This window comes from Streptomyces sp. NPDC037271, from assembly GCF_055603605.1.
Window position 1 is genome coordinate 35,500 of record NZ_JBVJVN010000012.1, and the last position, 19,270, is coordinate 54,769.

The window sequence follows — 19,270 nt, forward strand, 5'->3', positions numbered from 1 at the left end:
AGGCAAACTGACGTAGTTGCTCAGGATGTCTAGGGGGACTGCATGGACGGTGTACCGCTCGTACCGGAGCAACGGCGTCCCGGATCCCCGGTGGAACCGGACGGGACGCCGGCGCTGCGCTTCGGCGTGCTCGGACCCGTACGCGCCTGGCGCGGCGACGAGCCGCTGGCCACCGGCTCCCCGCAGCAGCGCGCCCTGCTGGCCGCCCTGCTGCTCCGCGAGGGACGCACGGCCACGGCGGCCGAACTGATCGACGCCCTGTGGGGCGAGGAACCGCCGTCGCAGGCGCTCGCGGCGGTACGGACGTACGCGTCCCGGCTGCGGAAGGTCCTGGACCCCGGGGTCCTGGTGAGCGAGTCCGGTGGATACGCCGTGCGGGGCCTGGACGACGGGGCGCTGGACCTCGCGGCGGTCCAGGACCTGGCCGCCGATGCCGAGAAGGCACGCGGCGCCGGGGACCTGTGCCACGCCCGCGACCTGCTGCGCCGGGCGCTGGCACGGTGGGACGGCGAGGTACTGGCCGGCGTCCCCGGCCCCTACGCTCAGGCCCAGCGCGTCCGCCTGGAGGAGTGGCGGCTCCAACTCCTCGAAAGCCGCATCGACATGGACCTGGAGCAGGGCTGCCACGCGGAGACCGTCTCGGAACTGACGGCGCTCACCGCGGCGCACCCCCTCCGGGAACGCCTGCGGGAACTGCTGATGCTGGCCCTGTACCGCAGCGGACGCCAGGCGGAGGCCCTCGCCGTCTACGCGGACACCCGGCGCCTGCTCGCCGACGAACTCGGCGTCGACCCGCGCCCCGGCCTCCAGGAACTCCAGCAGCGCATCCTCCGGGCCGACCCGGGCCTGGCCGAGCCGTCGGCGCCGGCCCCGGAAACGGCGGCAGCCCCGGTGCGGCCTGCCCAACTGCCCGCAACCGTCCCGGACTTCACCGGGCGCGCGTCCTTCGTCCGCGAGCTGAGCGACGAACTGTCCGCCGCCTCCCGGGACGGCGCCACGGGCCGCGTGATGGCGGTCTCCGCACTCGCGGGCATCGGCGGCGTCGGCAAGACGACCCTCGCGGTGCACGTCGCCCACCAGGCGCGGGCCGCCTTCCCGGACGGGCAGCTGTACGTCGACCTCCAGGGCGCGGGCGCGCGGGCGGCGGAACCCGAGACGGTACTGGGCTCCTTCCTCCGCGCCCTGGGCACACCCGACTCGGCCATCCCCGACTCCCTGGAGGAGCGGGCCGCCCTGTACCGCTCGGTCCTGGACGGCCGCCGCGTTCTCGTCCTCCTCGACAACGCCCGGGACGCCGCCCAGGTACGCCCGCTGCTGCCCGGCACGGAGGGCAGCGCCGCACTGGTGACGGCACGGGTGCGGATGGTGGACCTCGCCGGGGCGCACCTGGTCGACCTGGACGTGATGTCCCCGGAGGAGGCGCTGGCGCTCTTCACGAAGATCGTGGGCGAGGAGCGGGTGGCCTCGGAGCGGGAAGCGGCGCTGGACGTGGTCGGGGCGTGCGGTTTCCTGCCCCTGGCGATCCGCATCGCGGCGTCCCGCCTCGCGGCCCGCCGCACGTGGACCGTGTCGGTCCTCGCCGCGAAACTGGCGGACGAACGGCGCCGGCTGGACGAGCTGCAGGCCGGGGACCTGGCCGTCAAGGCCACCTTCGAGCTGGGCTACGGCCAGCTCGAACGGGCTCAGGCCCGCGCCTTCCGCCTGCTCGGACTGGCCGACGGACCGGACATCTCCCTCGCGGCGGCAGCGGCGGTGCTGGACCTCCCCGCGCAGGACACGGAGGACCTGCTGGAGTCCCTGGTGGACACGTCGCTGCTCGAATCGGCGGCGCCGGGCCGGTACCGGTTCCACGACCTGGTGCGGCTCTACGCGCGTGCGTGCGCGGAGCGGGACGAGCATCCGCCGAGCGAGCGGGGGGCCGCGCTGTCGCGGCTGCTGGACTTCTACCTGGCCACGGCCGCGGGGGTCTACGCGATCGAACGGCCGGGCGACCGGCTGGTGGACGGCCTGGAGGCGACCGAGTACCCCGGGCTGACGTTCACCGAAGGCTCGGCGGCACTGGACTGGCTGTACACGGAGGCGGCGTCCCTGCTGGCGTGCGTGCGGCAGACGGCTGCCTCGGACCGGCTGCGGCGGGGCGTCGACCTCCTCTGGGCCGCCAAGGACCTCACCGAGTCCGGTGCCAACTCCCACCAGTACGAGACGACGGCCAGGAGCATGTGCGAAGCGACGCGCACGGCGGGCGACCCCCGGGCCGAGGGACGGGCGCGGACGGTGCTCACCGACGTCCTCCTGGTGACCGGCCGCATCCCGCAGGCGGAGGAGGAGTCACGGCTGGCGATGCGGCTCGCGGAGTCCATCCAGGACGCCGTCGCGGTGAGCTGGGTCGCCAACAGCCAGGGACTCATCTGCCTGCACCAGGGACGCCACGGGGACAGCAAACCGTTCTTCGAGCGGGCCATCGACGGCTTCCGGGCCCTGTGCAACCGGCCCCCGGAGGCGACGGCCCTGTGCAACCTCTCGCGCGCGCACCTGGGAGTCGGCGACGTCACGCAGGCCGTCGACTTCGCACGGCGGGGGCTGGACGCGCACGCCGAGTTCGGCAGGACCGTCCGCCTCGCCAACAGCCACTACGCGCTGGGCATCGCCCTCAACCGGGCCGGCCGGCACACGGAGGCGCTCGGACACTTCTCCGAGGCCCTGACGGTCTTCACCGCGCACCGGCAGCGGCTGTGGGAGGGAACGACGAACTTCCGCGTCGCCGAGGTGCACTTCGCGGCCGGGCGGCCCGCCCAGGCGGCCCAGCACGCCGAACAGGCCCTCGCCCTCGGCTGCATCGGCGGTGACCGGATGCAGGGCAACGTGCTGACCCTGCTGGGCCGCGCCCTGTCCCGCCTGGGAGAGACGGACCGGGCCAGGGCCTGCTGGAGCAAGGCCCTCCGGCTCTACGAGCAGGAAGGCGCCGACGAGGCGAACGAGGCACGAGCGCTGCTCTCCCCCGCGTCGGCCGCCTGAACGGCGCCCGGGAAAGGCCTGCACAGGGCCCGGGCACGGACGCACAGGGCCCGGGCACGGACGTACAGGGCCCGGGCACGGGCTTGCACAGCACCCGGGCACGGGCTTGAACCGCGCCCGGGCAAGGGCCTGAACCGCGCCCGGGGAACGGGGCGTTCAGTATTCGTTTATCGCCCCACGACATGCTCGTACCCGTCACACCGTCGCGTCGGGGGGCAGGCGGTCTGACCAGGAGACCCACCGGTTATGGTGCGGCTCCACACGCCCGTCCGGCGAGCCACGGGGGAGTCCCGGGCGGGCGTTCGTCACATGCCATCACAGCGGAGGGACCAAGCCCATGAGCGAGAACCAGAAGGACACGGAAGCGACGGCCACGGGCGAGGCGTCCACCGACGACACCATCAGGACGCTCGGGGAGAACCCCATGCCCGCGCCGCCGAAGGACGGGGTCGCCGCCACGCGGGAGAACCCGATGCCCAGCGGCCCGGCCGAGGCCGCGGTCAGGACGATGGCGGAGAACCCCATGCCAGCGCCGCCCGCCCTGGACCTGGACGGCAAGTAGACCTTCTGACCACACGGGATCGGCCGCGGCGGCGCGGAGGGGAGCCGCCGCGGCCGCCGTGTGTCCGCGATCAGCTCCGTACGGCGTGAGGACCGGCCCGATCCTCCCGGCGGGGACCCTGGAGACCAGGGGCCCCGGGCGGGACGGACGCGCCGGTCCTCACGTCGTACGGGCCGTACCCGTGCCCTTCTCCGCGTCCAGGGCGTAGACGCAGCGGTCCTTGCTGCACGCGTACACGATGCCGTCCCGCACCACCGGGGAGCCGGTGATCTCGCCGCCGGTGGCCAGCTTCCAGCGGAGGCGGCCGTCGTCGGCCTTCAGGGTGTAGAGCAGGTGGTCGGTCGAACCGAAGTGGATGCGGCCCTCGGCGACCGCGGGGGCGCCCACGATCTCGCCGCCCGCCTGGAAGCGCCACTTGGGCGTCCCCGTGACCGCGTCCAGCGTGTACAGGCCCTTGCCGCTGCCCACGTGGACGTGGCCGGCGGCCACCAGGACCGGGTCGGTCGAGGAACGGGCCTCCGTGGCGATCCGCCAGCGGTCGCGGCCGTCGGTGGCGTCGAGGGCGTAGACCGTGCCGAGGTAGTCGACGAGGTAGACGCCGCCGCCGGTCACCGCGGGGCCGGGGACGAAGGCGGGCGGGGCGAGGAAGACCGCCGGGGCCTCGAAGTGCCAGCGGACGTGGCCGGTGGTGACCTCCAGGGCGAGGACCCTGGTGCCGGCCGAGACGTAGACGTAGCCGTCGGGGGCGTGCGCGACCCGGACCGGCACCCCGCCGCAGGAAGCGGCGTCACCGATCGGGTACGACCAGCGCTCGTCACCGGTACGGGCGTCCAGCGCGCGCAGCCGGGCGTCCTGCCAGACGTACACCGTGCCGTCGTAGAGCGCGGCGCCCGCCTCCGGGGACTCGAAGTCCGTCTGGGCGCCGGTGATCTCCCACAGCTTCTGGCCGCCCGAGGACTCGTAGGCCTGGACGCCGCCGCCTCGGGTGGCGGTGACGACCGTCCCCCGGTCGGCCTGGAGGGAGTACACCCAGGCGTCGGTCTGCACGCGCCACAGGTCGGCGCCCCCGCGGGCGTCCAGGGCGAAGAGGGTGGGGCCGTCGGAGGCGTGGATACGGCCGTCCGCGACCGCCATCGACCAGGCGACGTCCCGGGTCTTGAAGCGGCGGCGCCCGGTGGCCACGTCCAGGGCGTGCACCTCGAACGAGGTGACGTAGACGAGGTCCCCGGCGACGGACGGCGTGCCCCAGACGTCGTTGGACATGCGGAAACGCCACGGGCGCCAGCCCGCCGGCGACGCCTCGGGAGGTGCGGCGGGCACGGGCGGGGCCGCCGTCGGCAGGGCGGGGTCGGCGCCGTTGACGCCCGGGCGCGGACGGGACCAGGACGCGGCGAGCGCGGCCTCCGGCGGGGGTGCCGCGACGGCCGCGGAACGCATGTCGGCGACGCGCGGGCCGGGGCCGATGGGCACCGAGGCCCCGGCCAGCCGGACCGGACCGGCGTCGGGGGCGCCGACGGGCGCGGGCACCGGTGGCGCGTGGACGGGCGGCGCCGGTACGACGGGATCGTGCGAGGGCGGGGGCGGGAGCGGAGGAGCGGGTACCGCGGGGCGGGCACCGGCCGGGCCGGCACCGCCACTGCCGCCCATGCCGCTTCCGCCCATGCCACCGCCGCGACCACCGGCCGTCGTGGCGAGCTTGGCCGCGGGACGGCCGCCGCGGCGGCTCTCGATCAGGCCCACCGCCCGCTCGGGCAGCCAGGCCGACGCCGTACCGCTGTCGTCGGAGCCGGAGCCGAACAGGTGCGGGGCGAGCTGCGACTGGAGGTCGGCGGGGTTGGGGCGGCCGGTCGCCTCCATCTGCATGCAGGACTCGATCAGCGGACGCAGCTCGTCCGGGAGGCCTTCGAGGTCGGGGCCCTCGCGCAGCAGCATGAAGACCGTCTCGACCGGGTTGGCGCCGTGGAACGGCGGGTGCCCGGTGGCGGCGAAGACCAGCATGGAGCCGAGCGAGAACACGTCGCTCGCGCCGGTGACGCTGCGGGAGTCCTTCGCCTGCTCCGGGGACATGTAGGCGGGGGTGCCGACGGCGACGTTCGTCATCGTCAGACGGGTGTTCGAAACGCCGGACGCGATGCCGAAGTCGATCACCCGGGGGCCGTCCTCGACGACGAGGACGTTGGAGGGCTTCAGGTCGCGGTGGACGAGTCCGGCGCCGTGGATCGACTGCAGCGCCTCCGCCACGCCCGCCGCCAGCCAGCGCACCGCCTGGGCCGGCAGCGGCCCGCACTCGTTCACTATCTCCTCGAGGGAGGGCGCGGGAACGTACGCCGTGGCCAGCCACGGGACCGCGGCACGCGGGTCGGCGTCGACCACCGCCGCCGTGTAGAAGCCGGAGACCGCGCGGGCCGCCTCCACCTCGCGGGTGAAGCGGACGCGGAACAGCTGGTCCTCCGCCAGCTCCGTCCGGACCGTCTTGATCGCCACCCGCCGGCCGGACGCCGAACGCGCGAGATAGACCAGCCCCATGCCGCCGGCGCCGAGCCGCCCCAGCACCTCGAACGGCCCGATCCGCCGCGGATCGTGCTGCGTCAGCTGATCCACCACTTGCCTGCCACCTCCCCGTACGAGCCGCGCCACCCACATATGTACGCGACCGAAGTGCAGCGTCTCACCACCGCACCTCCGTGGCGCCACGCACCCCGATTCTTCCTGTCCGAGTCGCTGCTGGCGAACCTGAGGACAATCAGGGTGTCCAGCCTGATCCCGGGCAAAAGGGTAGAGGGTGGTGGGTGGAAGGCGGCGGGTGGAGAGTGGAGGGGGACCTTCGAGCACCGCCCCGCGGACCGTTCAGCGTTGCAGCAGCGCGAACGAGGCCCCCTGGCCGTCCGAGACGACGGCCACCCTCCCGTACGACGTCTCGAACGGCGGCACCCGCACCCGCCCGCCGAGCCGGGCCACCGCACCGAGCGCGGCCTCGCAGTCCTCGACCTGGAAGTGGACGAGGAAATGCGGCGGCATCTCGGCCGGGAACACGTCGGAGACCGGGGCGCGCCCGAAGTCGGGGGAGGCGTCCGGGCCGAAGAGAGCCTCGTGGAAGAGGTCGCCGTAGAAGGCGTTGGCGGCCTCCGTGTTCCGGGTGTACAGCTCGGCCCAGGCGAAGGCACCCGGCTCGTGCCGGCGTCCGAAGCCGGGGTGGCGGCCCGGCTGCCAGAGGGCGAAGACGGCACCGTCGGGGTCGGCGGCGAGCGCGGCGGTGCCCAGGTCACCGACCGGGTGGGGCGGCGTGACGACCTGGCCGCCGCCCGCCCGGATCCGCTCGGCCAGTGCCGCGGCGTCCGGGGTGTGGAAGTACACGGACCACACGGTGGGCATCCGCCCGTCCGTCTTGCGGGTCAGCGCGGCGACGGGAACACCGCCCAGCCGCGCCCATACGGCCCCTCCTTCCGCTGCCTCTCGCGCGCTCTCGCGCGCGCCCTCGCGCGCTGCCTCCCGTTCCTCTTCCGCTTCCTCGAAGGTCCAGCCGAAGAGTCCGCCGTAGAAGCGCTTGCCGGCCGCTACGTCGGAGAGTTGGGCGTCCACCCAGCAGGGGGCGCCCTCCGGGTACGCGGAGGGAGGTGAGGGTGACGCGGACGGGTCGCTGGATGTCCGCTTCTCGGATGCCCCGTTTTCGGCCATGCCGCCAAAGTAACCGCGCCGCCCGCACCGCGCAGACCAGGCACACCAGCCTCTTTCCGCACGCGCACCCCATTTGCAGTCGGCCGAATCGCGCTCGGATCACCCGTCGGTAAGCTGACGGCATGACAGGACAAGTGCGTACCGTTGACGGCCGCGTGGCCGGTCGACGTGGGCAGGCGACCCGGCAGAAACTGCTCGACTGCCTCAGCGACATGCTCAGCTCCTCCCCCTATCGCGATGTCAAAGTCATCGATGTCGCCCGCAAGGCAGGCACGTCGCCCGCGACCTTCTACCAGTACTTCCCGGACGTCGAGGGCGCCGTCCTGGAGATCGCCGAGCGCATGGCCGCCGAGAGTTCCGGGCTGGCCGAGCTGACGGCGGGACGCTCGTGGGTCGGCAAGGCCGGCTGGCAGACGGCGCAGGAACTCGTCGACGGGTTCATGGAGTTCTGGCGGAAGAACGACGCGATCCTGCGCGTCGTCGATCTGGGCGCGGCCGAGGGCGACAAGCGGTTCTCCAAGATCCGCATGCGGATCCTGAACTCGGTCAACTCCTCCCTCGCCGACTCGGTCGCCGAACTGCAGGCCAAGGGCAAGGTCGACAAGGACGTGAACCCCGCGGCGATCGCCGGTTCCCTGGTCGTGATGCTCGCGGCCGCCGCATCGCACCAGAAGGGTTTCTCCTCCTGGGGCGTCAAGCAGGCCGAACTCAAGCCGCACCTGGCCTTGTTGGTGTACCTGGGCATCACCGGCAAGAAGCCCGCCAAGTAGCACACCACCCACAGCCGAACCTGTCATCCCCGCGGCCCCGCGCCCCGCGTGACGTCGGCAGCGGCCGGTCACGCACCACGTGCTCCACATGCTCCATCACGCCTCAACAGGCCTCACCAGGCCTCACCAGGCCTCACCACGCCGTATCACGCTTCATCACCAGCGCCGACGTCAGCCGCCGCGCCCGCACCACCTCGCTGACCGCCCGCTCGAACTCGGCGACCGTGTCCCGGCCCTCCTGCCGCATCGACACGATGACCAGCGCCTCGACGTTCAGCGCCTCTGCATTCCAGGCCTCGGCATTCCACGTCTCGGCGTTCCACGTCTCGGCGTTCCACGTCTCGGCATTCCACGTCTCGGCATTCCACGTCTCGGCGGCCAGCGCCTCCATGTCCAGCGCCTCCATGTCCAGCGCCTCGATGCCCAGCTCCCGCGATGGACGGGCCGCCACCGCCCGCCACCGCCCGGCAGCCACCGGCCGCCCCCGCCCACTCCGGCTCGCGCAGCCGCCGGTGCCCGTGCAGACTGGCGTCCTGGGGCTGCCGCGCACGGTCCGCCGTGCCGCCGTCCACCCCACGGCCGGCATCGGCGCGCGTTTCCGTCGGTGCGGCGCCCGGCATCCGCCGAACGGGGAACAGCGGGCTGCCCGACCGGTGTTGTGTTCCACATCGACGCCCGTACCCGCTGGAGGAGACCGGAATGGCCCTGACCCGCGAAGAGCGTGAGAAGTTCCTGGCCGAGCCCCACATCGCCGCGCTCGCGGTCGACGCGGGAGCGGGCCGCGCCCCGCTGACCCTGCCGATCTGGTACCAGTACGAACCGGGCGGCGAAGCGTGGATCATGACCGGCCTCGACAGCCGCAAGAACGAACTGATCAAGGCGGCGGGCCGGTTCTCCCTGATGGTCGACCGGCTGGAGCCCACCATCCGTTACGTGTCGGTGGAGGGGCCGGTCGTCGAGACGGCCCCCGCCACCGAGGAGCGTCTGCGGGAGATGGCGGCCCGCTATCTGCCGGCCGAGAAGGTCGACGGTTACGTCGACTTCGCCTCCGCGAACCACGGCGAGCAGGTCGTCGTCCGGATGCGGCCCGAACGCTGGGTCTCCTCCGACCTCGGCTCCCTGTGAAGCCCTGCCGCCCCTGACCCCGGCCCCCGTACACCCCGCTCTCCCATGCCCCGGCACCCCGGCACCCCGGCACCCCGGCACCCCGGCACCCGTGACAATCGGAGCATGGGAACCGACCTTCACGAGCTGCTGAGGTCACTGCGGGTGTGGGATCCCGCGGTCACCGACCTGCCGCCCTTCGACCCGGCCACCGCGCCCGGCGATCCCCTGCCCCTGTTCACGCGGTGGCTCGCCGACGCGGTGGCGGCCGGTCAGACCGAGCCGCACACGATGTCGCTGGCGACGTCGGACGCGGCGGGCCTGCCGGACGTCCGCATCGTGATGCTGCACGGTGCGGACGCGGACGGCTGGTCCTTCGCCACGCACGCCGACAGCCGCAAGGGCCGCCACCTCGCCGCCCGCCCGTACGCCGCCCTCGTCTTCTACTGGCCGGCGCTGGGCCGCCAGGTGCGCCTGCGCGGCCCGGTCGCCGTCGCACCGGCCGAGGAGGCACAGGCCGACCTGCACGCGCGGTCGACCGGCGCCCTGGCCGCCGCCCTCACCGGCCGGCAGAGCGCGGACCTGCACTCGCCGGACGAACTGGCCCGGGCGTCGGAGGCCGCCTGGGAACGGGCCGGACGGGAGCCGACGGCTCCCGTCCCGTCGTGGACGCTGTACCGGCTGCTCCCCGACGAGGTGGAGTTCTTCCAGGGGGACGCCCGCCGCCGCCACGTACGGCTGGCCTACCGGCGGACGGAGGACGGCGGCTGGAGCACACGGTCGCTGTGGCCGTGAGCGGCGCTCACCGCCCGTCGCCGGGCCCCGCCGGCTCCTCGTCCGTCGCCAGCCGCGCGTGCAGGTGCACGTCCCGGAACGCGTCCTGCCGACCGGCCTCGAACATCGCGCCGCGCAGCGTGCCCTCGCAGGCGTAGCCGCAGCGCTCGGCCGTCCGGCAGGACGCGTGGTGGCCCACCGCGTGGCCCAGCTCCAGGCGGTGCAGGCCGAGTTCCGCGAAGGCCCAGCGCGTGGCGAGGAGCAGGGCCCGGGTGGCGACCCCCTGGCCGCGGGCCTCCGGGAGCACCCAGTAGCCGACCCGTGCCAGCTTCAGCGGCCGGTTGATGTCCCCGACACCGATGTGGCCCAGCGTCGTGCCGCTCTGCGCGTCCGTGACCCGGAACGACACGGATGTGCCCTCCGCGGCCTCCCGTGCCCGCGCCCGCAGCGCCTCACGGGCACCGCCGAGGTCCGTCCACAGCTTCAGCGGGGTGTTCCAGCGCTGGAACTCGGGGTCGAGGTGACCGCGCAGCCACGTCTGCGCGTCGTCCTCGGAGCCGGCGTCCCAGGGCCGGAGGTGGAGGGCGTGTCCGCGCGGTTCGGTGTGCGCGGGGGCGAGGGTGTGCATGCGTGTCTGAGCCATCGGGCCATTCAATCCGACCGGCGTGGTGGACGGGGGCGGAGCGGCGGGGGCGGGCTCATGCACGGGTGAGGATCCTCAGCTCCCCCGCGTCCGGGTCACCGAGCAGCACGAACAGCTCCGGGTCCTGCTCGGTGCCGCCGATCGTCCAGTCCATCTCCTGCCCGCAGTCGCCGTTCAGCCGGACGAGGACCCCGTCGCGATACCGGCCGGCCCCGCCCGCCCGCTCGACGGCCCAGGTGCCGGTGCCGTCGCACGCCGTGACGCCGTCGAAGTCCTCGGAGACCGGTATCCGGCCGGCTTCGGCCGCACCGTCCGGACGCAGCGTCAGCACGGCCCCGTCGGCGCCGTGCCACGACCCGGCGAGCTGCCCGGCGGAGAGCACGGGGGGCGTGTAGGAGTCGATCAGGACGAAGCCGCACGCGCCGGTCAGGACGAGCAGCCCCGCGCCGGCACCCGCCGAGCGCAGCCAGATACCCCGCTCCCACGCACGTCCGCGCAGGTACGCCAGCCCGAGAACCGGCAGGACCCCGCCGCCGGCGCACCACAGGGCCGCCTCGACGAGGGGCGCCCCCCACAGCGCGCCGGCCGCCACCGCCCCGGCCGTGCCGACCAGTACGGACGCCGACAGGTGCCAGACCCACTCGGGTCCCCGGCAGTGCCGCGGCCGCAGGCGGGCCAGGGCGGCGGCCGGCATGACCTGCAGCGTGGCGTGCAGCAGGCCGAGGCACGGCACGATCACCGGCGCGGTCACCAGCAGGCAGGCCACGCCCAGGGCGCCCCCGTACGCGCCGTGGTCGTCCGCGCTCGTCGCGACGATCCACCACCACAGCCCGACCGCCGGAAACTGCGCCGCGCACAGCGCCGCCGCCTGACTCCACTCACCGTTCGACCAGGTCGGGCGCCTGCGCCCGCTTCGCTCCCCCGCCGTCGCCCACCCCATGCGCGGCAGCCTACGGCCCGGTCACGACAGGGCGGCCGCCGGAGCCGCCGGCCGCCGGATCACCAGTGCCATCAGCGCCGCCGCCGCGCACAGGGCGCCGGACGCGACCCAGACCACGTCGTACGACCCGAAGTGGTCGCGGGCGACGCCGCCGAGGAAGGCGACGAGGGCGGCGCCGATCTGGTGGGAGGCGAGGACCCAGCCGAAGACGATCGCGCTGTCGTCGCCGTAGTGCTCGCGGCACAGGGCGAGGGTGGGCGGGACGGTGGCGACCCAGTCGAGGCCGTAGAAGACGATGAAGAAGACCATCGGCGGGTGGATGCTGGGCGCGAGCAGCATGGGGAGGAAGAGGAGGGAGACGCCGCGCAGGGCGTAGTAGACGGCGAGCAGGCGGCGCGGTTCGAAGCGGTCGGTGAACCAGCCGGAGGCGACCGTGCCGACCACGTCGAACACGCCGATCACGGCGAGCATCGAGGCGGCGGCCGTCAGCGGCATGCCGTGGTCGTGGGCGGCGGGCACGAAGTGGGTCTGGATCAGGCCGTTGGTCGAGGCGCCGCAGATCGCGAAGGTGCCGGCGAGCAGCCAGAACGGGCCGGTGCGCACGGCGGAGAAGAGGACCGTCAGCGCGCGGCGGGCGGCACCGGGCACGGGGGCGGGCTTGGGAACGAACTCCGCGGCGCCGTACGGCTTCTGGCCCACGTCCGCCGGGTGGTCGTGGAGGAGCAGCCAGACGAAGGGGACGACGGCGAGGGCGGCCAGGGCGACGGTGACGGCCGCGGGGCGCCAGTCGTACGTCTCCACGATCCAGGACAGCAGCGGCAGGAAGACCAGTTGTCCGGAGGCCGCGGCGGCGGTGAGCACGCCGGTGACCAGGCCGCGCCGCTCGGTGAACCAGCGGTTGGTGACGGTGGCGGCGAAGGCCAGCGCCATCGAGCCGGAGCCGAGACCGACGAGCAGGCCCCAGCAGAGGATCAGTTGCCAGGCGGAGTCCATCCACACCGTCAGGCCCGAGCCTAGGGAGATCACGACCAGGGCGACCGCGACCACGCGGCGGATGCCGAAGCGGTCCATCAGCGCCGCCGCGAAGGGGGCCGTCAGTCCGTAGAGCGCGAGGTTGACGGAGACGGCGGCGCCGACCGTGCCGCGCGACCAGCCGAATTCCTCGTGGAGCGGGTCGACGAGGATGCCCGGCAGGGAGCGGAAGGCGGCGGCGCCGATGATCGTCACGAAGGTGACGGCGGCGACCCACCAGGCGCGGTGCACCCGGGTGCGGCGGCGCGGGAGGACGGGCTCCGGCTGGGGCACGGGTGCTGGGGCGGCATCGGTGGTCCGGGTCATACCAAGGAGCTTCCGGTTGGGGACCCGTCCGATCGAGTGGCCCGAAGGACACGGTTCGCTAGGATCGGGCCATGGCGTCCGACCGCACGTACCGCCCGACCCGGCCGCACCCGCAGAACCCGCAGAACCCGCCGCACCCGCAGAACCCGCAGAACCCGCTACGCCCGCCGCACCGGCCGCACCGCGTCGTCGTCCTCGCCCTCGACGGCCTGCTCCCCTTCGAACTGGGCATCCCGCAGCGGATCTTCGGGCGCGCCCGGGACGAACACGCGTGCCCGCTGTACGAGGTCGTCACCTGCTCGGTCCGCCCGCCGGGCCCGGTCGACACCGACGCGGATTTCGCGATCCTGGTCGAGAACGGCCCCGAGGCCCTGGCCACCGCCGACACGGTCGTCGTCCCGACCTCCTACGAACTGGGTCCGGTGCACGAGGAGGGCGTGCTGACCGAGGAGCTGGCGGCCGCGCTCGCGCTCGTCCGGCCGGGCACCCGGCTCGTCGCGATCTGCACGGGCGGGTACGTCCTGGCCGCCGCCGGGTACCTCGACGGCCGGCCGGCGACCACGCACTGGGCCTCCGCCGAGCACTTCCAGCGGCTGTTCCCGAAGGTGCGGGTGGACGCGGACGTGCTGTTCGTCGACGACGGCGACGTGCTCACCTCGGCCGGGGTCGCGGCCGGGATCGACCTGTGCGTGCACATCGTGCGCCGGGACCACGGCACCGCCGTCGCCAACGACGTGGCCCGTCGCACCGTCGTGCCGCCCCACCGCGACGGCGGGCAGGCGCAGTACATCGAGCGGCCGGTGCCCGATCCGCGGCAGTCCTCCACGGCCAACGCCCGCGCCTGGGCGCTCGGCCGCCTCCAGGACCCCATCCAGCTGCGGGACATGGCCGCCCAGGAGTCGATGTCCGTACGCACCTTCACCCGCCGCTTCCGCGAGGAGGTCGGTGTCAGCCCGGGCCAGTGGCTCACCGGGCAGCGTGTCGAACGGGCCCGGCACCTGCTGGAGTCCACCGCCCTGTCCGTCGACCGGGTGGCCCGCGACGCGGGCTTCGGCACGGCCCAGTCGATGCGGCAGCACCTGCAGGCGACGCTCGGGGTCACCCCGACCGCGTACCGGCGAACCTTCCGGGCCGAGTTGTCCACAGCCTGTGGACAGTGAGCGGACGTTCCAGCACTCTCCCCCGGACTCGTCGGAACGGCGGCGCGGTGCTGTCCGCCCCGAGCATGGCACCGCGCGCCGCCACCCGACTCCGGCGCTCCCGCCCGGCTCCCGTCGCCCCCCGGGGGAACCGCCGCCGAATCACGACCCACACTCGTCGAGGGCTCCGTCACCGACCCCTCGTCGTCCCCTCGCGGCGAATCGTTGCCTACAAGCGTGAGGAAGCGGTCACGATCCGTCAACCAGTCGAGGGGGATTCATCACTTACGTCCCCTTCGCGCGGGACGCGCACGGAAGCACGTCCGGCGCACGGCCGCACCGGCCCCGGAGAAAGGGGGGCCTCATTGCACCCGGCGCATCCCGCGCCGTCGCTACACCACTTCGTACGCGAACCCGTCGCACGCCACCGTGCCGCCGCCGCTCCCGCAGGCCGGGGCGGCGTCCTCGCGGTCGCCGCAGCGGTCGAGTTCGCACCAGATGCGTTTGCCGGTGCCTTCCCGGCTCCATCCCCAGCGGTCGGCGAGGCCGTCGACCAGGGCCAGGCCCCGGCCGCCCGTCGCCTCACCGTTCACGCAGCGGGGCACCGGTGCCAGGTCGCTGGTGTCGTCCACCTCGAGGCGGACCGTGGCCTCCTCGGTCTCCTCGGTCACCGTTCCCGGCAGCACCAGCCGCAGCACGGCCGAACGGCCGGTGTGAACGACGGCGTTGGTGACGAGTTCGGAGACGAGCAGGACCAGCGTCTCGGCGAGTGGCTCATCCGCCTGTATCCCGGCCCCTGCGAGCCGTGAGCGCGCCCACCGCCTCGCACGCCCCACTTCCGAGGGGTCGGGCCGGACCTCCAGTTGCACTTGAAGCACCTGCACCGCTCACACCATCCGAACCGGCGGACACAAAGGCTCGCGCCTCATGAGGGCCACGATCGTAGCCATTCTCTGCATGGCCAGAACAACGGCCGGGTCACGGGTCACAGAACGTGAATCCCTTGCGACACAGCATGGTTGACGTACAGTCACGCCAACAAGCGCTTCGGGCATATTCCAGCGCGAAGGAGTACCGGTGCGGCATACTGTGCGACGCTCGTTCCGGGAAGCCGGACCGGTGGCGGCCGAACGCCGTTCCACCCTGCGGGGCAAGGCGCACACCGCCGGTTCCGGAGCCGCCCCAGGGGCAACTCCGGCACGGCCGGCGCTCAGGACCACTCGCATCCCACACAAGGTACCGGAGTGTGGCACCGACTCCGGGCCGTGACGGGTCACGCGGCGGACACAACCCGGTATCAACGCTCCGTGACGCTCCTCTGCCACGATCCGCGACATCCGTCACGCCGCCGGCGCCCGCGGGGCCGTCCCGTCGCCTTCGGGGCGCGTTACTCGGGCACGGTGAAGTAGCGGGCGAACGCCGAGACGATCTCCGCCTCCCCCACCTTGCCGTCGCCGTCCGTGTCGAGCGCGGCGGCGACCGACCGGGCGGTGTCCCCGGGCACGCCGAGCACGGTGAGCACGCGTGCGGCGTCCTCGACGGTGGCGGCTCCGTCGCCGTCGGTGTCGGCGACGTCCAGGGCCGCGTGCAGGAAGGGGCGCGCGATCTCGGCGAACCGGTCCGGGGTGTCGCGCAGCCGCTTGACCGCCGCGGTGACGAACTCCTCGCGGGTGATGCGCTGGTCGCCGTCCCGGTCGGCGATGCCCGCCATGCCCTGCCAGAGCGCTTCCGCACCGCCGTACAGGGCCTGCCCCTTGTCGGAGCGGGCGGTGGTGCCGAACTCGGCGAGCAGCGCCTTGGCCGCTTCACTGAAGTCCGCGCGGTCGATGTAGCCGTTGCCGTCCTGGTCGAAGGTGGCGAACCTCGCGGCGATCCTGCGCTCGTACTCGCTGTTGACCATTGTTTCCTCCGGCCGCCTCACGTCGTGTCGGTGCTCTGCGCCTCTCGCTCGGAGCGTACGACGCGGGGTGCGGCCGCGGGCGGCATCTACGCGGAGAGCGAGCGCGGCCCGTCGCCGGTCGCCGAGGCGAGATCGGGGTGGACGTCGAAGAGCCGGCGCACCCCGAGCGCGCCGAGGACACGGTTGACGTGGGAGCCGTCGACGGCACCCTGGGCCGGCAGTATCAGCCGCAGCCGGCCCTGGCAGGAGCGGATGAGCCGGCGGGAGGCGATGAGCACGCCGACCCCGCTGGAGTCGCAGAAGAGGACCTCGGAAAGATCCAGGACAAGACTGTGCCGCCCCTCGGCCACCTCGTCGTGCACGCGCTGCCGCAGCACCGGTGACGTCACCAGGTCCAGTTCGCCCGACACCTGGAGCACGGCCCACTGGCCCCGCTCGCCGCCGGTCACTTTGAACGTCACCACCATGCCCTTCATTCGTCGGAACGTCCGGAATCACCCGAAACGGAAGCCGTGCATACGCTTCCTGGGCGCGCGCCTGCCCACCGGCCGTTCCCGCAAACACCCGGCCGGAAACAGTGCTCGGCCAGAAGAGGCTTGTTTCAGACGGTTTCGATCCTGTTCGTTCGAAAGTAATCGAATCCGGTCGCACGGTAGAGGGTAGGGGAGGCGGACCGGCGCGTTTACCACCTGCGGGCCGTCGGGGGCGTGCATTGACACAAAGGGGCGTGCGGTGTCGGACCCGCCGACTACATTCGGGAACACGGTGGCCGAAGCCTGGTGACCGGTGCGGGCGGGACGACCATGGAACGACCACGAAACGACCATGGAACGACCAGGAGACCGAGCAGGGGGTGAAGGGCCGGATGGCGAGAAGCGACGTACCACTGAGGTGGGACCGCAAGATGCAGCAGCGGCTCGCGCGCGGCGAGGCCGCCGCCCTGGGGGAGTTCTACGACCGGTTCGCCTCACTCGTGCACGGCCTCGCGCACCGTGTGCTCGGTGACGAGCGGGCCGCCGACCACCTCACACGCGACGTCTTCGCGTACGTCTGGGAGCATCCGGACGCCTACGACCCCCGGCAGGGCCCGCTGCGCACGTGGGTGGCCGCGCTGACCCACCGCCTGGCCGTGCAGCGGCTGCGCGCCACCGAGACGGCCGCTCTCGCCCGCGGCGGTCCCGGCACCGCCGAGGAGCTGGAGAGCAGGGTGCGCCACGCCTCGGTCGCCGCCCGCGCCGACTACATCGTCCAGTCCATGCCGGCCCCGCTGCGCGCCGCCCTGGAACTGGCCTACTTCCAGCGCCGCGACTACCGCCAGACCGCCGCCGACCTGGGCGTCACGGAGGACGAAGCCCGCCGCCGCCTCCGCCTGGGCCTCCAGCTCCTGTCCACCGCCCGGGAAGCCGCCTCCCCGGACACACCCGGGACCCCGCCGGGATACGGGGGTGCGGCATGAAGGAGGCGCGCGACGAGACCGGGGGCCAGGGCCGTGACCCGGGCGGCCCACATGACCCCAGGCCGCCGAGTGACCCCGGTGAACCGGCGGCCCTCGGTGGCCTTGAGGGAGTCGGTGGACCCGGTGGGTCCGGTGGGTCCGGTGGGTCCGGTGGGTCCGGTGGGCCCGGTGGGCCCGGTGGGCCCGGTGGGCCCGGCGGGTCCGGTGGGCCCGGCGGGTCCGGTGGGCCCGGCGGGTCCGGTGGGCCCGGCGGGTCCGGTGGGTCCGGTGATCCCGGCGGACCGGGTGGGCCTGGTGAGCCTGGCGGACCCGATGGGTCCGGCGGACCGGGCGGGCCCGGCGGACCCGGTGAGCCCGACGGACCCAGCAGGCCCGGCGGACCCGGTGAGCCCGACGGACCCAGCAGGCCCGGTGAACCCGGTGAGCCCGACGGACCCAGCAGGCCCGGCGGACCCGGTGAGCCCGACGGACCCGGTGAGCCCGACGGACCAGACGGGCCGGACGGGACCAGCGAGGTCGTTAGGCCCGGTGAGCCCGACGGACCCGGTGAGCCCAGCGGAACCACTGCGCCCGGCGGACTCGGTGAGCCCAGGGGGCTCGGTGGGCCTGGTGGGCCTGGTGGGCCCAGCGGGCCCGCGTCCTTCGGCGGAGGGGAAGGGGGCGGGGCCGCGCCCCGTATACCGCTCCCCCGGGTGTCCGTCGAGGACGGTGGGCGGGCCCTGCCCGATGTGGTGCCGGGTGGGCCGGTCGCGTTGGAGCACCAGGTGCTGACGTCGCTGCTCGGGGCGTGGGCGCTGGCCGCCTGCTCGGCGGAGGAGGCGGCGTCCGTCGAGGAGCATCTCGATGAGTGCGACGCCTGCGCCGACGAGGCACTGCGGCTGCGCGAGGCCGTCGCTCTGCTGCAGCGGCCGGAGAGCCTCGATCTGGACCCCGCCCTGCGCAACCGCGTCCTGGACGGCTGCCTGGAACGGCGCCCGCCGAAAATCCCGGTACCCGAGTGGGCCAGACCGTACGACGCCGAGGTCGCGCGGCTGGACGCCCTGCTCCAGGACATCGGCGACGCCGAGTGGCACGCCCCGGTCCGGCTGCGCTGGTTCGAGGCCGACGGCGCCACCAGCCGCCGTACCACCGTCGCCGGGGTCATCTCGCACCTGCTGACCGTCGACGGGCTGGTCGCGGTCGCCCTGGGCCTCGCCGACCCGCTGGACGACATCACCGCGCCCACCTCCGCCCCGGCCGACCGTACGGAGGCGTACTGGCGGGCCTCGCACGCCCCGCCCACCCGCGCGATGCGGGCACCGTGGCGCGAGCAGAGCCACGGGATCGTCCGGACGGTGTCGTTCACCGGTGACGCGGGCCGGATGCCGGTCTCGTACGGCGACTTCGAGCTGCCGCTGCACGACGCGATGCTGGACCGGGCATTCGAGTGCTGGGTGCACGCCGAGGACATCGCCGACGCGGTGGACTACCCGTACGAGCCGCCCTCCGGGCGTCATCTGAACCGCATGATCGACCTCGCTGCCCGGATGCTGCCGGCCGTCCTGGCTGCCCGCCGCCGGGACGGGCTGGCCGCGCCCGCGACCCGGCCGCACCTGGTCACGGCGGGCGAGCCGGGTCGCAGCCTGCGGCTGGAGATCGAGGGCTCGGGCGGCGGCGAGTGGCTCATCCCGCTCGACTCCCCCGGCGCGGTGGGCTCCGCCGAGCACGAGGTGGCGCATGTCGCCCTGGACGGCGTGGAGTTCTGCCGGCTGGCCGCGGGCCACGTGCCTCCGGCGGAGGCAGCGGCGGGTCAGGTGGGCGACCGGGACGCGATCAGGGACGTGCTGTTCGCGGCGGCGAGCATGAGCCGGATGTAGGGGCGCAGGGTGGCCGGTCGCGGCATCGACGGCGGCTGCGGGGTGCGCGGGGGCCGGTCGCGCAGTCCCCGGCACCTCCGGGGACGCGTTCGCCGCAC

At 73.9% G+C, this 19,270-nt stretch carries 17 protein-coding genes; 8 read left to right on the forward strand and 9 right to left on the reverse strand.

What is annotated here, in order from left to right; genetic code table 11:
• Positions 1-42: 42 nt before the first annotated feature.
• Together afsR and ACZ7G3_RS21115 are read left to right on the forward strand one after the other, a co-directional pair.
• Positions 43-3,015, forward strand: a complete 2,973-nt coding sequence (afsR, locus tag ACZ7G3_RS21110) for an SARP-family global regulator AfsR (RefSeq protein WP_470927468.1) — start codon at positions 43-45, stop codon at positions 3,013-3,015.
• A gap of 337 nt (positions 3,016-3,352) precedes the next feature.
• The gene (locus ACZ7G3_RS21115; protein ID WP_470927470.1) at positions 3,353-3,577 is read left to right on the forward strand and encodes a hypothetical protein; all 225 of its coding nucleotides are present in this window, start codon (positions 3,353-3,355) and stop codon (positions 3,575-3,577) included.
• 159 nt (positions 3,578-3,736) lie between these two features.
• Here the strand turns inward: ACZ7G3_RS21115 and afsK are convergent, their stop codons facing one another.
• Both afsK and kbpA read right to left on the reverse strand, forming a co-directional pair.
• Positions 3,737-6,181: a protein serine/threonine kinase AfsK gene (gene afsK, locus ACZ7G3_RS21120; RefSeq protein WP_470927472.1), complete on the reverse strand. Its 2,445-nt coding sequence runs from the start codon at positions 6,179-6,181 to the stop codon at positions 3,737-3,739.
• Positions 6,182-6,424: 243 nt separating this feature from the next.
• A complete protein-coding gene (kbpA, locus tag ACZ7G3_RS21125) occupies positions 6,425-7,252 on the reverse strand; it encodes an AfsK-binding protein KbpA (protein WP_470927474.1) in 828 nt (275 codons plus the stop codon).
• Positions 7,253-7,386: 134 nt separating this feature from the next.
• Here kbpA and ACZ7G3_RS21130 point away from each other — a divergent pair, with 134 nt between their 5' ends.
• Complete coding sequence (locus ACZ7G3_RS21130) at positions 7,387-8,022, forward strand: TetR family transcriptional regulator (RefSeq protein ID WP_470927697.1); 636 nt, start codon at positions 7,387-7,389, stop codon at positions 8,020-8,022.
• A 133-nt stretch (positions 8,023-8,155) separates the two neighbouring features.
• Here the strand turns inward: ACZ7G3_RS21130 and ACZ7G3_RS21135 are convergent, their stop codons facing one another.
• Entirely contained in the window at positions 8,156-8,473 is a 318-nt protein-coding gene (locus ACZ7G3_RS21135) for a hypothetical protein (RefSeq protein WP_470927476.1), read from the reverse strand.
• Positions 8,474-8,721: 248 nt separating this feature from the next.
• Here ACZ7G3_RS21135 and ACZ7G3_RS21140 point away from each other — a divergent pair, with 248 nt between their 5' ends.
• Both ACZ7G3_RS21140 and ACZ7G3_RS21145 read left to right on the forward strand, forming a co-directional pair.
• On the forward strand, positions 8,722-9,147 hold the full coding sequence (locus tag ACZ7G3_RS21140; RefSeq protein ID WP_426596741.1) for a pyridoxamine 5'-phosphate oxidase family protein: 426 nt from the start codon (positions 8,722-8,724) through the stop codon (positions 9,145-9,147).
• A 105-nt stretch (positions 9,148-9,252) separates the two neighbouring features.
• A complete protein-coding gene (locus ACZ7G3_RS21145; protein ID WP_470927478.1) occupies positions 9,253-9,921 on the forward strand; it encodes a pyridoxine/pyridoxamine 5'-phosphate oxidase in 669 nt (222 codons plus the stop codon).
• Between the two features lie 7 nt (positions 9,922-9,928).
• On the opposite strand, the gene ACZ7G3_RS21150 is transcribed toward ACZ7G3_RS21145, so the two are convergent.
• Genes ACZ7G3_RS21150 through ACZ7G3_RS21160 form a run of 3 tightly spaced genes read right to left on the reverse strand, consistent with a single transcriptional unit; the run spans position 9,929 to position 12,821 of the window.
• Entirely contained in the window at positions 9,929-10,543 is a 615-nt protein-coding gene (locus tag ACZ7G3_RS21150) for a GNAT family N-acetyltransferase (RefSeq protein WP_426596743.1), read from the reverse strand.
• Between the two features lie 55 nt (positions 10,544-10,598).
• On the reverse strand, positions 10,599-11,483 hold the full coding sequence (locus ACZ7G3_RS21155; protein ID WP_470927480.1) for a hypothetical protein: 885 nt from the start codon (positions 11,481-11,483) through the stop codon (positions 10,599-10,601).
• Between the two features lie 21 nt (positions 11,484-11,504).
• Positions 11,505-12,821 (reverse strand): MFS transporter, encoded by a 1,317-nt coding sequence (locus tag ACZ7G3_RS21160; protein WP_426596745.1) that lies wholly within the window; start codon positions 12,819-12,821, stop codon positions 11,505-11,507.
• Positions 12,822-12,892: 71 nt separating this feature from the next.
• Between ACZ7G3_RS21160 and ACZ7G3_RS21165 the strand changes: the two genes are divergently transcribed.
• Entirely contained in the window at positions 12,893-13,981 is a 1,089-nt protein-coding gene (locus ACZ7G3_RS21165) for a GlxA family transcriptional regulator (protein ID WP_470927482.1), read from the forward strand.
• A gap of 371 nt (positions 13,982-14,352) precedes the next feature.
• Here ACZ7G3_RS21165 and ACZ7G3_RS21170 read toward each other — a convergent pair whose 3' ends face one another.
• The 3 genes from ACZ7G3_RS21170 to ACZ7G3_RS21180 all read right to left on the reverse strand — a co-directional run bounded on the left by ACZ7G3_RS21170 (position 14,353) and on the right by ACZ7G3_RS21180 (position 16,327).
• Positions 14,353-14,829 carry an ATP-binding protein gene (locus ACZ7G3_RS21170; RefSeq protein WP_426596909.1) on the reverse strand — a complete coding sequence of 159 codons (477 nt, stop codon included), beginning with the start codon at positions 14,827-14,829 and terminating at the stop codon, positions 14,353-14,355.
• Positions 14,830-15,347: 518 nt separating this feature from the next.
• Entirely contained in the window at positions 15,348-15,860 is a 513-nt protein-coding gene (locus tag ACZ7G3_RS21175; protein WP_426596747.1) for an EF-hand domain-containing protein, read from the reverse strand.
• An 86-nt stretch (positions 15,861-15,946) separates the two neighbouring features.
• Positions 15,947-16,327, reverse strand: coding sequence for an STAS domain-containing protein (locus ACZ7G3_RS21180; RefSeq protein ID WP_426596910.1), 381 nt, complete (start codon positions 16,325-16,327; stop codon positions 15,947-15,949).
• Between the two features lie 398 nt (positions 16,328-16,725).
• Between ACZ7G3_RS21180 and ACZ7G3_RS21185 the strand changes: the two genes are divergently transcribed.
• Together ACZ7G3_RS21185 and ACZ7G3_RS21190 are read left to right on the forward strand one after the other, a co-directional pair.
• A complete protein-coding gene (locus ACZ7G3_RS21185) occupies positions 16,726-17,316 on the forward strand; it encodes a sigma-70 family RNA polymerase sigma factor (protein WP_470927484.1) in 591 nt (196 codons plus the stop codon).
• Positions 17,317-18,008: 692 nt separating this feature from the next.
• Complete coding sequence (locus ACZ7G3_RS21190; RefSeq protein WP_470927486.1) at positions 18,009-19,172, forward strand: maleylpyruvate isomerase N-terminal domain-containing protein; 1,164 nt, start codon at positions 18,009-18,011, stop codon at positions 19,170-19,172.
• Positions 19,173-19,270 lie beyond the last annotated feature (98 nt).

Excerpts from the sequence above, each read along its gene's own strand:
- afsR (WP_470927468.1), top strand. The coding sequence starts at position 43 with ATGGACGGTGTACCGCTCGTACCGGAGCAACGGCGTCCCGGATCCCCG.
- ACZ7G3_RS21115 (WP_470927470.1), top strand. The coding sequence starts at position 3,353 with ATGAGCGAGAACCAGAAGGACACGGAAGCGACGGCCACGGGCGAGGCG.
- kbpA (WP_470927474.1), bottom strand. The coding sequence starts at position 7,252 with ATGGCCGAAAACGGGGCATCCGAGAAGCGGACATCCAGCGACCCGTCC.
- ACZ7G3_RS21140 (WP_426596741.1), top strand. The coding sequence starts at position 8,722 with ATGGCCCTGACCCGCGAAGAGCGTGAGAAGTTCCTGGCCGAGCCCCAC.
- ACZ7G3_RS21145 (WP_470927478.1), top strand. The coding sequence starts at position 9,253 with ATGGGAACCGACCTTCACGAGCTGCTGAGGTCACTGCGGGTGTGGGAT.
- ACZ7G3_RS21150 (WP_426596743.1), bottom strand. The coding sequence starts at position 10,543 with ATGGCTCAGACACGCATGCACACCCTCGCCCCCGCGCACACCGAACCG.
- ACZ7G3_RS21155 (WP_470927480.1), bottom strand. The coding sequence starts at position 11,483 with ATGGGGTGGGCGACGGCGGGGGAGCGAAGCGGGCGCAGGCGCCCGACC.
- ACZ7G3_RS21160 (WP_426596745.1), bottom strand. The coding sequence starts at position 12,821 with ATGACCCGGACCACCGATGCCGCCCCAGCACCCGTGCCCCAGCCGGAG.
- ACZ7G3_RS21165 (WP_470927482.1), top strand. The coding sequence starts at position 12,893 with ATGGCGTCCGACCGCACGTACCGCCCGACCCGGCCGCACCCGCAGAAC.
- ACZ7G3_RS21175 (WP_426596747.1), bottom strand. The coding sequence starts at position 15,860 with ATGGTCAACAGCGAGTACGAGCGCAGGATCGCCGCGAGGTTCGCCACC.
- ACZ7G3_RS21180 (WP_426596910.1), bottom strand. The coding sequence starts at position 16,327 with ATGGTGGTGACGTTCAAAGTGACCGGCGGCGAGCGGGGCCAGTGGGCC.
- ACZ7G3_RS21185 (WP_470927484.1), top strand. The coding sequence starts at position 16,726 with ATGGCGAGAAGCGACGTACCACTGAGGTGGGACCGCAAGATGCAGCAG.